Origin of the sequence: Niveispirillum sp. SYP-B3756, assembly GCF_009495745.1 — a bacterium.
Classification (GTDB): domain Bacteria; phylum Pseudomonadota; class Alphaproteobacteria; order Azospirillales; family Azospirillaceae; genus Niveispirillum.
The window spans coordinates 34,627-48,925 of the sequence record NZ_WIDQ01000001.1; the positions used below are offsets into that span (position 1 = coordinate 34,627).

Annotated in this window: 13 protein-coding genes; 2 read left to right on the forward strand and 11 right to left on the reverse strand. The window is 61.4% G+C overall.

Annotated features, from left to right (window positions below; genetic code table 11):
- Position 1: 1 nt before the first annotated feature.
- On the forward strand, positions 2–2,467 hold the full coding sequence (locus GE253_RS00115; protein WP_153202126.1) for a GGDEF domain-containing phosphodiesterase: 2,466 nt from the start codon (positions 2–4) through the stop codon (positions 2,465–2,467).
- Between the two features lie 7 nt (positions 2,468–2,474).
- On the opposite strand, the gene bluB is transcribed toward GE253_RS00115, so the two are convergent.
- Genes bluB through GE253_RS00135 form a run of 4 tightly spaced genes read right to left on the reverse strand, consistent with a single transcriptional unit; the run spans position 2,475 to position 5,669 of the window.
- Positions 2,475–3,110, reverse strand: coding sequence for a 5,6-dimethylbenzimidazole synthase (gene bluB, locus GE253_RS00120; RefSeq protein ID WP_153202127.1), 636 nt, complete (start codon positions 3,108–3,110; stop codon positions 2,475–2,477).
- 15 nt (positions 3,111–3,125) lie between these two features.
- Positions 3,126–3,557: a type II toxin-antitoxin system RatA family toxin gene (locus GE253_RS00125; protein ID WP_153202128.1), complete on the reverse strand. Its 432-nt coding sequence runs from the start codon at positions 3,555–3,557 to the stop codon at positions 3,126–3,128.
- A gap of 27 nt (positions 3,558–3,584) precedes the next feature.
- Positions 3,585–4,577: a lipoyl synthase gene (gene lipA / locus GE253_RS00130; RefSeq protein ID WP_153202129.1), complete on the reverse strand. Its 993-nt coding sequence runs from the start codon at positions 4,575–4,577 to the stop codon at positions 3,585–3,587.
- A gap of 42 nt (positions 4,578–4,619) precedes the next feature.
- Positions 4,620–5,669: an endonuclease/exonuclease/phosphatase family protein gene (locus GE253_RS00135; protein ID WP_153202130.1), complete on the reverse strand. Its 1,050-nt coding sequence runs from the start codon at positions 5,667–5,669 to the stop codon at positions 4,620–4,622.
- A gap of 192 nt (positions 5,670–5,861) precedes the next feature.
- Here GE253_RS00135 and GE253_RS00140 point away from each other — a divergent pair, with 192 nt between their 5' ends.
- Positions 5,862–6,008, forward strand: coding sequence for a hypothetical protein (locus GE253_RS00140; protein WP_153202131.1), 147 nt, complete (start codon positions 5,862–5,864; stop codon positions 6,006–6,008).
- A 65-nt stretch (positions 6,009–6,073) separates the two neighbouring features.
- Here GE253_RS00140 and lpdA read toward each other — a convergent pair whose 3' ends face one another.
- The 7 genes from lpdA to GE253_RS00175 form a co-directional block, all read right to left on the reverse strand.
- Positions 6,074–7,477, reverse strand: coding sequence for a dihydrolipoyl dehydrogenase (lpdA, locus tag GE253_RS00145; protein ID WP_153202132.1), 1,404 nt, complete (start codon positions 7,475–7,477; stop codon positions 6,074–6,076).
- A gap of 80 nt (positions 7,478–7,557) precedes the next feature.
- On the reverse strand, positions 7,558–8,400 hold the full coding sequence (locus GE253_RS00150; RefSeq protein WP_173012415.1) for an FkbM family methyltransferase: 843 nt from the start codon (positions 8,398–8,400) through the stop codon (positions 7,558–7,560).
- A gap of 105 nt (positions 8,401–8,505) precedes the next feature.
- On the reverse strand, positions 8,506–9,816 hold the full coding sequence (locus GE253_RS00155) for a pyruvate dehydrogenase complex dihydrolipoamide acetyltransferase (protein ID WP_153202134.1): 1,311 nt from the start codon (positions 9,814–9,816) through the stop codon (positions 8,506–8,508).
- Between the two features lie 19 nt (positions 9,817–9,835).
- Complete coding sequence (locus GE253_RS00160) at positions 9,836–11,206, reverse strand: pyruvate dehydrogenase complex E1 component subunit beta (protein ID WP_153202135.1); 1,371 nt, start codon at positions 11,204–11,206, stop codon at positions 9,836–9,838.
- A gap of 26 nt (positions 11,207–11,232) precedes the next feature.
- Complete coding sequence (gene pdhA / locus GE253_RS00165; RefSeq protein ID WP_348770747.1) at positions 11,233–12,249, reverse strand: pyruvate dehydrogenase (acetyl-transferring) E1 component subunit alpha; 1,017 nt, start codon at positions 12,247–12,249, stop codon at positions 11,233–11,235.
- 173 nt (positions 12,250–12,422) lie between these two features.
- Positions 12,423–12,815 carry a septum formation initiator family protein gene (locus GE253_RS00170; RefSeq protein WP_173012416.1) on the reverse strand — a complete coding sequence of 131 codons (393 nt, stop codon included), beginning with the start codon at positions 12,813–12,815 and terminating at the stop codon, positions 12,423–12,425.
- An 82-nt stretch (positions 12,816–12,897) separates the two neighbouring features.
- The gene (locus tag GE253_RS00175; RefSeq protein ID WP_173012417.1) at positions 12,898–14,034 is read right to left on the reverse strand and encodes a glycosyltransferase family 4 protein; all 1,137 of its coding nucleotides are present in this window, start codon (positions 14,032–14,034) and stop codon (positions 12,898–12,900) included.
- Between the last annotated feature and the right edge of the window lie 265 nt (positions 14,035–14,299).

The following is a 14,299-nucleotide window of genomic DNA, read 5'->3' on the forward strand; positions in this document are numbered from 1 at the left end:
CATGGTTCAACGCTATATGCTGGCTGCTTTCGCCAGCGGTGAGGCTATCTGGGATTGGGATGTTTCGACGGATAGGCTGTTCCTGTCCCCCGGCTTCCGGGCCTTTTTGCCGGTACCGGCAGATGGGCAGGATGTGACCCTCGCCTATTGGTTTTCCCAGGTCCATCCCGACGACCTGCCCTGGCTGGAAGCTACCTTGCGTTCGCCCGACCGGCTGGCCGGGCGCCGGCTGGTCATCGAACATCGGGTGCGCAATCCCAAGGGGGACTGGACCTGGCTGATGCTGCGCGGGGCCGCCCAGGCCGGGCCGGATGGCTGCGTCAACCGGCTGATCGGCACCGCCATCGACATTACCGAACGCAAGCAGGCAGAGGAAAAGCTGCGCCTGTCGGAGGAACGGCTGGCCCTGGCGGCAGCCGCCACCAACGACGGTCTCTATGACTGGGATCTGCGCACCGACCGGCTTTATTACGCCCCCCGCTGGAAGGCCCTGATCGGCCATGCGGAGGAAGAGATCGGCGACGGGCCGGAGGAATGGTTGAACCGGGTACATCCGGAAGACCTGATCTGGCTGCAGGCCACCCTGGATGCCCAGGTGTCGGCCGGTGCCAAGCCCTTTCAGATTGAGTACCGAATCCAACATGCCAGCGCCGGCTGGCGCTGGATGCTCTGCCGGGGCATCGCGGTGATGGATGCGTCGGGGGAGCCGTTGCGCCTTGTCGGCTCGCAATCCGACATTACCGACCGCAAAGTGGCCGAAGAACAGCTGCGCATCAGCGAAGAACGCTATGCCCTGGCCGCCCAAGGCGCCAATGACGGGCTGTGGGACTGGCGGATCAGCGAGGGCGATGTCTATTATTCCCCCCGCTGGTCCGACATGCTGGGCCTGCCGCATGGCGAATGGACCGGCACGATTGAGGATTGGTTCGGCCTGATCCATGCCAGCGACCTGCCGGGCCTGCGCGCCGCCTTTTCCCTGCACCTGTCCGGCGGGACGGAGCATCTGGAACATGAAGTGCGCATCCGCCATGACAGTGGTGGGGAGCTGTGGGTCTTGATCCGGGGTGTCGCCATCCGCGATGCGCTGGGCGATGCCATCCGCATGGCCGGATCGATGACCGATATCACCGACCGCAAGCGGGCAGAACAGCAAATCCTGTTCGATGCCTTCCATGATGGCTTGACCGGGCTGCCCAACCGCTCCCTGCTGCTGGACCGTATCAGCCAGACGCTGGGTCGCCGCCGGCGGCCGGATGATCCGCCCTGCGCCGTCATCCTGTTCGATCTGGACCATTTCAAGCGGGTGAATGACAGCCTGGGCCCGCTGGCGGGGGATGAGGTGCTGCGCCTGCTGGGCCAGCGGCTGGAACGTGAAAGGCGGGCGGGCGACACGGTGGGCCGCATCTCCGCCGATGAATATGCCGTGCTGATGGATGGGGTGGTGGATGTGAAGGCCGCCCTGTTCGCCGCCAACCGACTGGCCGCCCGCATCGCCGAACCGCTGCAGCTGACCAGCGGCGAACGGGTGGTGCTGACGGCGTCGGGCGGCATCGCCATGTCGCACACCGGTTATGGCCAGGCGGCCGACATGCTGCGCGATGCCAGCCTGGCCATGTTCCGCGCCAAGGGTGATGGCCGCAACCGGGTGGAAATGTTTGACGAGGCGCTGCGCGACCGCGCCATGTCACGCCTGCGCACCGAAACAGACCTGCGGCAGGCCGCCGATCTGCAGCAGCTGGCCCTGCATTACCAGCCCATCGTCCGCCTGTCCGATGGCAGCATCGCCGGGTTCGAGGCGCTGATCCGCTGGAACCATCCCGAACGCGGCATGATCGCGCCATCCGAATTTGTCCCGCTGGCCGAAGATACCGGCCTGATCCTGCAGATCGGCCGCTGGGCTTTGGGGGAGGCGACGCAGCAACTGGCGCGCTGGCAGAAGGCGCATGACAGCGGGCTGTTCATGAGCGTCAATGTCTCCGGCCGGCAGATGCTGGATGATGATATTGTCGGCCACGTCCGCGCCGCCCTGGCCGCGTCCGGCATCGCGCCGGAAACCTTGAAGCTGGAGATCACCGAAAGTCTGCTGATGGATGATCCGGGGCGCGTGGTGGTGCTGATGCAGCAGATCCGCGATCTGGGGGTTGGCCTGTCGCTGGATGATTTCGGCACCGGCTATTCCAGCCTCTCCTATCTGCACCGATATCCGGTTGGCACCTTGAAGATCGACCGCGCCTTCGTGCATGGCACCGGCGAGAATGACCGGCGGGAGGAGATTTCCCGCATCATCCTGCTGCTGGCCAAAAGCCTGGATATGGATGTGGTGGCCGAAGGGATCGAAACGGCGGCAGAGGTGCAGTTCCTGCGCGGCCTGGAATGCCGTTATGGCCAGGGCTTCTATTTCTCCCGCCCCCAGCCGGCCGGGGTGGCAGAGGCGCTGCTTTCCTTGCAGAGCCTGCCGAAAGTGTAGGGCGCCGCTACCGCCGCAGCCAGTGCGCTTCCGGCGGGCGGCGGTGCTCCCAGCCTTCACGTTCCAGTTCCGGCCGCCCCTCCTCCGTCGCCGGATAGCCCAGGCAGAGATAGCCGACCAGCCGCCAGCCCGCCGGCACATCCAGCAGCGCCGTCACGGTGTCGGGGTCCAGGATGGAGACCCAGCCCAGCCCCACCCCATGGGCGCGGGCTGACAGCCACAGGGTGAAGATGGACATGGCGGCGGAATACAGCACGGTTTCCGGCATGGTGCGCCGGCCCAACCCATGGCCCTGCTCGGGATCGGTTTCCGCGAACACTGCCAGATGCACCGGCGCCTCCACCAGACCCGCCAGTTTCAGTCGGGCGTAGTCAGACCCGCGCCCGCTCTGGGCCTGTGCGGCCAGGGCGTCGGCATTGGCATGGCGGAAATCATCAATCACCGCCTGCCGCCGGGCCGCATCCTCCACAATGACAAAACGCCAGGGTTCCGACAGGCCGACGCTAGGGGCCAGGCAGGCATCCGCCAGAAGCTGTTCCAGCAAACCATCGGGCAGCGGGTCATTCTTGAAATGGCGCACATCGCGGCGCCAGCGCAACAACTGGCGGAACCGGTCACGGAATTCGGCATCGAAATCCGGCATTAAGCGCGCCCCTTCTCAACCGTATAGTTGTTTGGCCCGGATCTCGAATGCCGCCACCATGCGCTTCACCGCCTCATTGAACAGGGCACCAATGATGGTCTGCAGCATCTTGTTGCGGAATTCGAAATCCACATAAAAATCAACGACGCAGCCCAGCTCGTGCGGTTCGAACACCCAGTGATTATTAAGGTGGTGGAACGGCCCCTCAACATATTCGACATGGATGGACAGCTTGTCCGGGTCCAGCGTCACCTTGCTGGTGAACTTTTCCCGGATCAGCTTGAAACCGATCACCAGATCGGCCCAGATCAGCCGTTCCTGCCGCTTGCGAATGCGGCAGGCCACGGCCCAGGGCAGAAATTCCGGATAACGCTCCACGTCAGCGACAAGATCATAGAGCTGTTGCGGCGTGTAGGGCAGTACACGCCGCTCGGCATGGGTCGGCATCTCTCTGGCGCTCCGTTCGATCCCGCCTTACAGCGACGCCTGACCGGTTGCCAGGGCAACAATGTTGATGGCGGGCGCTTGCGCCGCCAGCTTGGCTTCCCGCGCGGCGCGCAGCTTCCGGAAATCATCCCCGGCATGGTAGGAGCTGCGGGTCAGCGGGCTGGACGACACCATCAGGAAACCCTTGCCACGGGCAATGGTTTCATAAGAGGCGAACTCCTCTGGCGTAACGAACCGGTCCACCGCCGCGTGTTTGGGCGTCGGCGCCAGATATTGGCCGATGGTCAGGAAATCCACGTCGGCGGCGCGCAGATCGTCCATCACCTGCCCCACCTCTTCCTTCGTCTCCCCCAGCCCGACCATGACGCCGGACTTGGTGAAGATGGAGGGATCAACCTCCTTCACCCGCTGCAACAGGGCCAGCGAGGTGAAATAGCGCGCACCCGGCCGGATGGTCGGGTACAGGCGCGGCACAGTTTCCAGATTATGGTTGAACACATCCGGCCGCGCCTCGGCCACCAGTTCCACCGCGCCCGGCTTGCGCATGAAATCGGGTGTCAGGATTTCGATCGTGGTCTTGGGCGCGGTCTGGCGGATGGCGCGGATGGTGCGGGCGAAATGGTCGGCCCCACCATCGGGCAGATCGTCACGATCCACCGAGGTGATGACGACATGTTCCAGATCCAGCCCGCCCACCGCTTCGGCCACCTTCTCCGGCTCATGCGGATCCAGCGCCAGCGGCTTGCCGGTGGCGACATTGCAGAAGGCGCAGGCGCGGGTGCAGATGGCACCGAGGATCATGAAGGTGGCGTGCTTCTTCTTCCAGCATTCGCCGATATTGGGGCAGGCCGCTTCCTCGCACACGGTATGCAGCTTCAACCCGCGCATCAGGTCGCGGGTTTCGGCATATTCGCGGCTGGTCGGCGCCTTCACGCGCAGCCATTCCGGCTTGCGCAGGATCGGGTTATCCGGACGGTGCGCCTTTTCGGGGTGGCGGACGCGGGGTTCTTCGATCGTCATGGCCCTAACCTTGGGAATTGCCTTGGCCTCCAAGATAGGATGTCAGGGCGTGGGAACCAAGGCCGCTGTGCCGCCACCCTCCCCCGCAGGCTTTGCAGGGCCAACGGCTTGTGGCGTCAAGGCGATCTCCGCCAGCAGGGCCAGATGGTCAGACCCGAAGGGCGGCAGGCGACGGACATGGGCGGCCGAAACGCCAGGACTGCCCAGCATATGGTCGATGGGAATGCCAAACGGGTTCAACGGACCAGATGGCCAGGTAGGGCCGGTAGGCGCGATCTGAGTCAAACCGGACTCTCGTTCCAGCCTGCGGAACAAAGGTGACCAGGGCGCTGAATTCAAATCAGCGGTCAACACCACCGGCGGCGGCAGGGTGGAAAGGTAGCGCGCCAGCCACGCCGCCTCCAGTGCCTGGAATACCGGGTCAAAGGGCTGAACCAGGTGGGAAGCGACCAGGGTGAAATCCCCGTCCGGGTGATGGACGCGCACCGCCAGCGTCGCCGGGATTCCCTTTGTATTATGCCAAGAGCTTTTCCGTCCCAGGACCGTCATCGGCCAGCGGGACAAAATCATATTGGCGCACTCCTCCTCTCCGCAGTCCACAAGATAGGGCCAACGCGGCTCCAGTGCCGGCAACCATGGCTCATTCTTCTTATGGAAGGTTTCCAGCATGACGGCAATATCCGGCTTCTGCTGGTTCAGCATTGCGGCAATGGCGTCCGGTGTTGGATTTCGATACCAGATATTGGCGTGCAACAAGGAAAAGTGCAGCGAACCGGGGGGATGATCGGCGCCTTCGTTCAATGTTGGAAGCACAAACCACAGGTTTAAAACTAAGATTAATGTCGCAACCACAGACAATAGGCGCTGGCGCAGGAAGAGCCCAGAAATAGCGATGCCAATCGCCACCCATAAATACCCGATCCGCAGATGTTCCAATGGTGCTAGATTGGGAACAGTAGACTCCCCCCACAAGGGAAGACTGACTGCGGAAAGCACAATGGCGACAAGCCAGAGACAAGCGATCAGGACATGACGCATTGACAACTTCATGGCAGCCCAAAGCATGGCGGCCACCGGCAGGCCGCCCAGCATTCATAACAGAATGAGCCGGGAAGAACAGCCTACCCTTTGCGGGAAATGGGGCGCGTCATCGAAAGCCACAGGCACCGCCGATCACCATCGTGAAATATCAGGGGGCAGACCATGGCTCTTGCTGTAAGATGCACGCGGGATTTCCAGCCAGCACCGGGGACCGTCATGCGGATCATGGGATATGTTCTGGGGATGATCGCCCTGCTTTTCTTATCCGCCTGTTCTGTTGTCGGAACCGCCGCATCTGTCACCGGCACTGTGGTGGGAACAGCCGTGGATGTGACGGCAAGCGCCGTCAGCACGACAGCGGATGTCGTCACCAGCCCGATACGGGATTGATGCTGCCATCATGAAAAAGGGCGGCCACCAGGGCCGCCCTTTCAACATCACGCCAGACGCGCCGATCAGTAATGGATGGCGCGGCCATAGGCAGCCAGCACCGATTCATGCATCATTTCCGACAGCGTCGGGTGCGGGAAGACGGTGTGCATGAACTCGGCTTCCGTCAGTTCCGCCGTCTTGCCGATGGTGTAGCCCTGGATCAGCTCGGTCACTTCCGCACCGATCATATGGGCCCCCAGCAGCTCGCCGGTCTTGGCGTCAAACACGGTCTTGACCAGACCTTCCGGTTCACCCAGTGCGATGGCCTTGCCATTGCCGATGAAGGGGAAGCGACCGACCTTGACCTCATGCCCGGCGGCCTTGGCCTTCGCTTCCGTCAGGCCGACAGAGGCGACCTGCGGGAAGGAATAGGTGCAGCCGGGGATGTTGGACTTGTCCATCGTGTGGACATGCGGCAGGCCGGCAATCTTCTCCACGCAGATGATGCCTTCATGGCTGGCCTTGTGTGCCAGCCAGGGGGCACCGGCCACGTCACCGATGGCATAGACACCCGGCTCATCCGTGCGGCCATAGCCGTCATTGACGATGTGGCCACGGTCCAGCTTGACCTTGGTATTTTCCAGGCCCAGCCCTTCAGTGTTGGCGACGATGCCAACGGCGGAGATGATGCGGTCAACCGTGACCGTCTCCACCTTGCCGGCGACATCAATATGGGCCGTCACGCTGTCGGCATGGCGATCCAGCTTCACGACCTTGGCACCGGTCTTGATCTTGAGGCCCTGCTTGGTGAAGGCCTTGGCGGCCAGCCCGCTGATTTCCTCGTCTTCCACCGGCAGGATGCGGTCCAGCACCTCCACCAGGGTCACATCAACGCCCATGGCCTTGTAGAAGCAGGCAAATTCCACACCGATGGCACCCGTACCGATGACCAGCATCGACTTCGGCGTGGCGGTCGGCACCATGGCTTCCTTGTAGGTCCAGACCAGCTTGCCATCGGGCTCCAGGCCCGGCAGCACGCGGGCGCGGGCGCCGGTGGCGATGATGATGTGCTTGGCCTCGGCGTCGGTCGCCTTGCCATCCTTGGCGGTGACGGCGATCTTGCCCTTGCCCAGCAGCTTGGCCGAGCCGTCCAGGACGGTGACCTTGTTCTTCTTCAGCAGGCCCTTGACGCCAGCGGAAAGCTGGTTGGCCACGCCGCGCGAGCGCTTGACGATGGCTTCCACATCCAGCGTCACCTTGCCTTCGACCTTGATGCCGTAAGCCTGGGAATGCTGGATGTAATGCGCGATCTCCGCAGAGCGCAGCAGCGCCTTGGTCGGGATGCAGCCCCAATTCAGGCAGATGCCGCCCAGATGCTCACGCTCCACCACGGCGGTCTTCATGCCCAACTGGGCGGCGCGGATGGCGGCGACATAGCCGCCGGGGCCGGCACCGATGACGATGAGGTCGAATTTATTCTCGGACATGGATCACTCTCCTGATCGGCTGCAAGCCATGGCGCCATAATTTCGGCACCGGTCTCATATTGACGTTGACACTCGGTGGGTTACCCGGTGGATCCCTGCCGGGAGGCAAATGTAGTGAGGGAATAGGCGTGTCTTTCACGATGCAAGGCCAGGATATTGAAACTCTGGCCATGCGCCGGGGCTAAAGTCACGGCATCAAGCAATTGATAGCCAAATCCTTCCAAGCGGGCGGAGATGGCAGGCGCGTTTTCTTTCAATATCTCAATCAACAGAGCCGGCCGGTAACGCGCGATCAACGCCCACGCGCCGTCGAGTACAATCTGCTCCGCCCCCTCCACGTCCACCTTCAGGATATCGGGGGGCGCCAATTCCGGCAGCAGATCATCCGCGCGCCGCGTTTGAACACGCAGTTCCAGGGGTTGCAGACCAAACTGGACCTGACTGTAACTGTTCACCCGCGCGGGCTCGGCAATCGATCCGGTTTTGCCGGTTACCTGATCTTGATAAAAAATCGTTTCGCCATTCTGGTTCGACAAGGCAAATGTAAAAAGTTGGCAGTCGGTCAATCCGGCAGTCGCAATAGTACGGGAAATTGTCTGGGCGTTACGGGGGTCTGGCTCAAACAGACAACATTTCATAGTGGGGTTGAGCGATTTCAACTCCCACGAATATTGCCCGATATTGGCCCCGACGTCCCAAAAAACCCTGGCCTTTTCCAGCGACGCAACCTCACGCAGGTGGGCGCGCTCCCGTTTTTCGCTCCCACCATCCCGTCCCATCAACTCATTGATGTTACGGGAAAGCTGCAGATAAACGGGAAATCTGACATCAGGCAGCCTTGCCTTGATATCGTGATTGAACAAGGCGATCAGCGCCCGACCGAGCGGGTTGCGCCGTATATTGCGTAACAACTCCGACGCCATCACGTACCTTCGCGGGTTCTGTCGCAGCGTGCTGAAGATGGCACGAACACCCATCCCCCGGCACAAGGAGCGGGGCGGGAGCCGGCGGCCCCCACCCCATCCACATCACAGCATCAGGGTGATCGGGTCTTCGATCAGGCCCTTCAGCAGCTTCAGGAACTCCGCACCCACGGCGCCATCGACCGAACGATGGTCGACGGTCAGGTTCAAGGACATGACGGTGGCAATGGCCAGCGCGTCACCCTTGACCACGGGGCGCTTCTCACCCGCACCGACCGACAGAATGCAGCTCTGCGGCGGGTTGATGATGGAGGTGAAGCTCTTGATGCCAAACATGCCCAGGTTGGACACAGAGAAGGTGCCGCCCTGGAATTCTTCCGGCTTCAGCTTGCCTTCCTTGGCCTTCTTCGCCAGTTCCTTGACCTCGGCGGAGATGGTGGCCAGGCCCTTGCGGTCGGCGTTCTTCACGATGGGGGTGATCAGACCGCCATCGGTGGAAACGGCGACGGAGACGTCGACATTCTCATACTGAAGAATGCCATCCTCGTGCCAGGACACGTTGGCCGCCGGGAAGCGAGCCAGCGCGATGGCCACCGCCTTGACCACGAAATCGTTGACGGAGATCTTCTCCCCCGACTTCGCGTTCAGTTCGGCGCGCAGCTTCAGCAGGTTGTCGATCTCGCAATCAACAGCCAAACCAAAGTGCGGGATGGTCTGCCAAGCTTCGGTCAGGCGCTTGGCGATGGTCTTGCGCATCCCGCTGTTGGGCAGAACCTTGTACTTCATGCCCAGCTTGTCGGCGAGCGCCTTGGCATCCACACCCTTCGGTGCAGCGGCCACGGGGGCCGGGGCTGCCACCGGGGCGGCGGCGACCGGGGCAGCGGCGGCGGGTGCCGCAGCGGCCTTGGGCGCACCACCCTTCAGGGCTGCTTCCACATCAGCCTTGACGATACGGCCATGCGGGCCGGTACCGGCCACGGCCTTCAGGTCCAGACCACCCTGGGACGCCAGACGGCGGGCCAGCGGGCTGGCGAAGACGCGATCACCAGAGGCAGCCGCCGCCGGGGCTGCCGGGGCGGCAGCAACCGGGGCCGGGGCAGCGGCAGCGGCGGGAGCAGCAGCAGCCGGGACGGCAGCGGCCTTGGGGGCGGCGGACAGGGCGGATGCATCCTCGCCATCTTCCAGGATGATGGCGATGCGGGTATTCACCGCCACGCCCTCGGTCCCTTCGGCGACCAGGATCTTGCCCAGCGTGCCCTCGTCCACGGCCTCCACTTCCATGGTGGCCTTGTCGGTTTCAATCTCGGCCAGCACGTCGCCGGACTTGACCTTATCGCCTTCTTTTTTCACCCACTTCGCCAGCTTGCCTTCCGTCATGGTCGGCGACAGCGCGGGCATCAGGATATCAACGGGCATCTTAAAGCCTCCCTCTGCCTTATTTGCGGTAGGTGACGGACTTGACGGCGGCCACGACATCGTCGGGCTGCGGCAGGGCCAGCTTCTCCAGATTTGCCGCATAGGGCAGCGGCACATCCTTGGCGCAGACGCGGACCACCGGCGCATCCAGATAATCGAAGGCGTGTTCCATCATGACAGCGGCCATTTCGGAACCGATGCCCGCGAACGGCCAGCTTTCCTCAACGGAGACCAGACGGTTGGTCTTCTTCACGCTCTCGACGATGGTGTCGACATCCAGCGGACGGATGGAGCGCAGGTTGATCACCTCCGCGCTGATCCCTTCGGCCGCCAGCTTCTCTGCGGCGGCCAGGGCATGGCCAACGCAGATGGAGTAGGCGACGATGGTCACGTCGGTGCCGGCGCGCTCGATCTTCGCCTTGCCGATGGGCAGGATGAAGTCCGGATCGGTCGGCACGTCAAAGCTGTGACCATAGAGAATCTCATTCTCCAGGAACACGACCGGGTTCGGGTCACGGATGGCGGCGCGCAGCAGTCCCTTGGCGTCGGCCGCGCTGTAGGGGGCCAGAACCTTCAGGCCGGGCACGTGGGCGTACCAGGAGGCATAGCACTGGCTGTGCTGGGCACCCACGCGGGCAGCAGCACCGTTGGGGCCGCGGAACACGATGGGGCAGCCCATCTGACCGCCAGACATGTACAGCGTCTTGGCGGCAGAGTTGATGATGTGGTCGATGGCCTGCATCGAGAAGTTCATGGTCATGAACTCCACGATCGGGCGCAGACCGCCGAACGCCGCACCCACGGCCAGACCGGTAAAACCATGCTCGGTGATCGGGGTATCAATCACGCGCTTGGCGCCGAATTCCTGCAGCAGCCCCTGAGAGATCTTATAGGCGCCCTGGTATTCGGCGACCTCTTCACCCATCAGCAGCACGGTTTCGTCACCGCGCATTTCCTCGGCCATGGCATCACGCAGGGCTTCACGGACGGTCTGGGTCTTGACCTCCTTGAAGAAGCGATCCTCGTCGCTGGCCGGGCTCTTGGCCTGGGCCGGCACCGGGGCGGGTGCAGCGGCAGGCGCCGGTGCTGCCGTTTCAGCGGGCTTGGCGGCCACCGGGGCCGGGGCGGGAGCGGCGTCGGCGCTTTCACCCTCTTCGCCGATGCTGGCGATGGGGGTGTTCACGGCAACGTTTTCCGTGCCTTCCGGCACCAGGATCTTCAGCAGCGTGCCTTCATCGACGGCTTCCACTTCCATGGTCGCCTTGTCGGTTTCAATCTCGGCCAGGACGTCACCGCTCTTCACGGTGTCGCCTTCCTTCTTCAACCACTTGGCCAGCTTGCCTTCCGTCATGGTCGGCGACAGGGCCGGCATCAGGACCTGTACGGGCATATTCTATCCTCCGGTGACGGCAGATTTCAGGCTTCCACGAGAACATCCGTCCACAGTTCGGACGGATCGGGCTCGGGGCTGGTGGTGGCGAAATCGGCCGCCTCGGTGACGATATCCTTCACCTCACGATCGACGATCTTCAGGCTTTCCTCGTCAGCATAGCCCTGTTCGAGCAGCAGCTTCTTGAGGTTGTCGATCGGATCGCTCTCTGACCGCATCTTGTTGACCTCTTCCTTCGTCCGGTACTTGGCCGGATCGGACATGGAGTGGCCGCGATAGCGGTAGGTCTGCATTTCCAGGATCACCGGGCCGTTGCCGGCGCGGATATATTCGATGGCCTCATGGGCGGCGGCGCGGACTTCCAGCACATCCATGCCGTTCACCTGCTTGCCCGGAATGCCATAGGCGCTGCCGCGCTCAAACAGCTCACCAGCGGAAGCGCGGGCCTGGGCGGTGCCCATGGCGTACTTGTTGTTCTCGATCACGAACAGGGTCGGCAGCTTCCACAGGGCGGCCATGTTGAAGGTCTCATAGACCTGGCCCTGGTTGATGGCGCCATCGCCCATATAGCAGGCGTTGAAGCCGCCATTGTTCAGATATTTGTGGGCAAAGCCCAGGCCGGCGCCGATCGGCACCTGTGCGGCAACGATGCCATGGCCGCCGTAGAATTTCTTCTCGCGGCTGAACATGTGCATGGAGCCGCCCTTGCCCTTGGAGTAGCCGCCGGCACGGCCGGTCAGCTCCGCCATCACGCCCCTGGCTTCCATGCCGCAGGCCAGCATATGGCCATGGTCACGGTAGCTGGTGATGACGCTGTCGGCAGGGGTCATGCAGGACTGGATACCGACGACAACCGCTTCCTGGCCGATATAGAGGTGGCAGAAACCACCGATCAGGCCCATGCCGTAAAGCTGGCCCGCCTTTTCTTCGAAACGGCGGATCAGCAGCATTTCGCGGTAGTAGCGAACAAGATCTTCCTTGCTCGGCAGGGTCGGGGCTTCGGGGGCCGCTGAACGGGTGGTGCGGCGCTTCGTGACTGCCACTGGCTCCTCCCAGAAATGAGATGGGGCGCAATACGCCATTCGCATTGCGTCTGCGAAACAACAGGTAACCCCCATCGCCGCTGATAGCAAGCACGTGTGCGCTGCAATATACTGTTTTATTTGAGAAATTTAGCCTTAACCTAAATCCGGCTAATTCGCCTGATATCAGCCACTTACCGACCTTGGTCGGGGGCAGAACGGGCCGGTTCCGGCGTGCCCTGCGTGGATTGCGTGGCAGCACGTCGCGGAAGCAGGATGATCAACTCATCCGGGTGAGAATAGTTGAGTACGGCACGCGCCCGTTCTTCCAGCAGATCAGGGTCCAGATTGTCCCGGCGCAGCATGTCGGCGCGGCGCTCCATCTCCTGCTTCTCCGCGCTCACCTGCGCCAGGGAGGCGCTGGCTTCGGCGACCTGATCCTGCAGGCGCGTCAGCGCCACCAGCCCGCGATCACCATGCACGGTGTGATAGGCGAAATAGCCGACCACGCAGACGCCAACCAGCGGCCCCACGATCTGGCGGAGGGCACGGATGGCGGCTTTGCGGAGTGTGTAGAGCATCGACATGGCAGAGATGGAATCACAGGGCCGAACAAAGGGTCAAATGGAATTTCGTGACAAAAGCAGAAATGCCCCCTTTGTGCTTTGGTCAGCGAAACAACCTGTCACTGATATCGGCGGTTCGCGAGGCCCATGCCGTCCAGTTAAGTTCGCGCTGATAAAGCCCCCAACTTTCTCGTTGCAGCAGCTTATATCGCTCGCGATCATTCCATAAATCACCAATCAAATCTGCATAAGCCTCAGCTTCTGCCCCTTCAGGCAAGAGAAAACCGTTAACGCCATGCCGTACAGCTGAGGGCACCCCACCGGTAGCCGAAGCAACAGACGGAAGACCAAAGGCGCTCGCCTCGGCAAAGACGATACCAAACGCCTCCTGCTGGCTGGGCATAAAAAACAGCGAGCTACTACGAAACAATCCTTGAAGGCGCGCATAGTCCGCAGGGTCGCTCTTCCGCAAAAATCCGTGCTGAAAAACATACTTGGCTTCTGGGATGGGCGCTCTGCAGCCGACTATGTGCAGCTCGACATCTATTCCGCGGCTTCGTAACAGCTCCGTGGCTTGATGAACAAGCGGACCGCCTTTTCGCTCCCAATCAACCCCGACAAAGAGCAGGCGACAAACCTCCGTCTGCCGATCAAAGGCAGGATCAACATCCCCCGACATATTAGCCCCAAAAGGGACTACATTTATTTTACTTTCAGGTACCCCGTAATACTGGTGAGCTGCCTTGGCAGCCCAATCGCTGCATAAAACTACAGCATCGCTATTATTAAGCGCCGTGCGCTCTTGAACATCTCCCATCAACCGCGTCCTATTATGTGTCTTCCTATTACCTACTGGCGGATAGTAATCAACAATGCCAGCATAGACCGCATCAGCGACGTAAATCGTCGGCACATCAAGCAGCCTATGGTACAATTGCAAGGACGACGACACCCCAATAATCAGGTCCGGATCGTACCGACGCAGCCTGCCATTGATCTCTGCGGCATATAAAGTCGATATCAATGGCTCGCGAGAAATATCTATTCCGAATGGCGTTGCTAATCGCTGAATAACACGTCGTGCGTTATGTGCTATCGGGCACGGGAAACAACGAACATCAGCAAAAACATCGCGAAGAGCTTTTAGACTGTAATAGGGAATCCCACTCCATGTGCGCACAGATTCAGGATCTGCCGGAGTCAAAAAGGCCACTTTCTTTGCGTGACGTTCCGTAGCCATGACCACACCCTCATTCATAGAATATTTTTCGAATATTATCTTCGCCGATCAACGCCGCTGTCGCACACCAAACAAGTAGGGACTCCCTTGATCGACCTAATTTTCAAAATAGTTGATTTCCATAGAAAAATAAAACAGGAACAAACACCATCATGAAAATTTATTACTTCAGGTAGTCATTCTACCAAAAATGCAAGATGCTTACAAGCAGTTCAGCCTGCCCATAGGTCGTTGCGCACGTGGTAGGCGCGTTCAGCAAAAGATA

Coding starts and splice junctions, on each gene's coding strand:
- GE253_RS00115 (WP_153202126.1), top strand. CDS start 2: ATGGTTCAACGCTATATGCTGGCTGCTTTCGCCAGCGGTGAGGCTATC.
- bluB (WP_153202127.1), bottom strand. CDS start 3,110: ATGCCGGATTTCGATGCCGAATTCCGTGACCGGTTCCGCCAGTTGTTG.
- GE253_RS00125 (WP_153202128.1), bottom strand. CDS start 3,557: ATGCCGACCCATGCCGAGCGGCGTGTACTGCCCTACACGCCGCAACAG.
- lipA (WP_153202129.1), bottom strand. CDS start 4,577: ATGACGATCGAAGAACCCCGCGTCCGCCACCCCGAAAAGGCGCACCGT.
- GE253_RS00135 (WP_153202130.1), bottom strand. CDS start 5,669: ATGCTGGGCGGCCTGCCGGTGGCCGCCATGCTTTGGGCTGCCATGAAG.
- GE253_RS00140 (WP_153202131.1), top strand. CDS start 5,862: ATGATCGCCCTGCTTTTCTTATCCGCCTGTTCTGTTGTCGGAACCGCC.
- lpdA (WP_153202132.1), bottom strand. CDS start 7,477: ATGTCCGAGAATAAATTCGACCTCATCGTCATCGGTGCCGGCCCCGGC.
- GE253_RS00150 (WP_173012415.1), bottom strand. CDS start 8,400: ATGGCGTCGGAGTTGTTACGCAATATACGGCGCAACCCGCTCGGTCGG.
- GE253_RS00155 (WP_153202134.1), bottom strand. CDS start 9,816: ATGCCCGTTGATATCCTGATGCCCGCGCTGTCGCCGACCATGACGGAA.
- GE253_RS00160 (WP_153202135.1), bottom strand. CDS start 11,206: ATGCCCGTACAGGTCCTGATGCCGGCCCTGTCGCCGACCATGACGGAA.
- GE253_RS00170 (WP_173012416.1), bottom strand. CDS start 12,815: ATGTCGATGCTCTACACACTCCGCAAAGCCGCCATCCGTGCCCTCCGC.
- GE253_RS00175 (WP_173012417.1), bottom strand. CDS start 14,034: ATGGCTACGGAACGTCACGCAAAGAAAGTGGCCTTTTTGACTCCGGCA.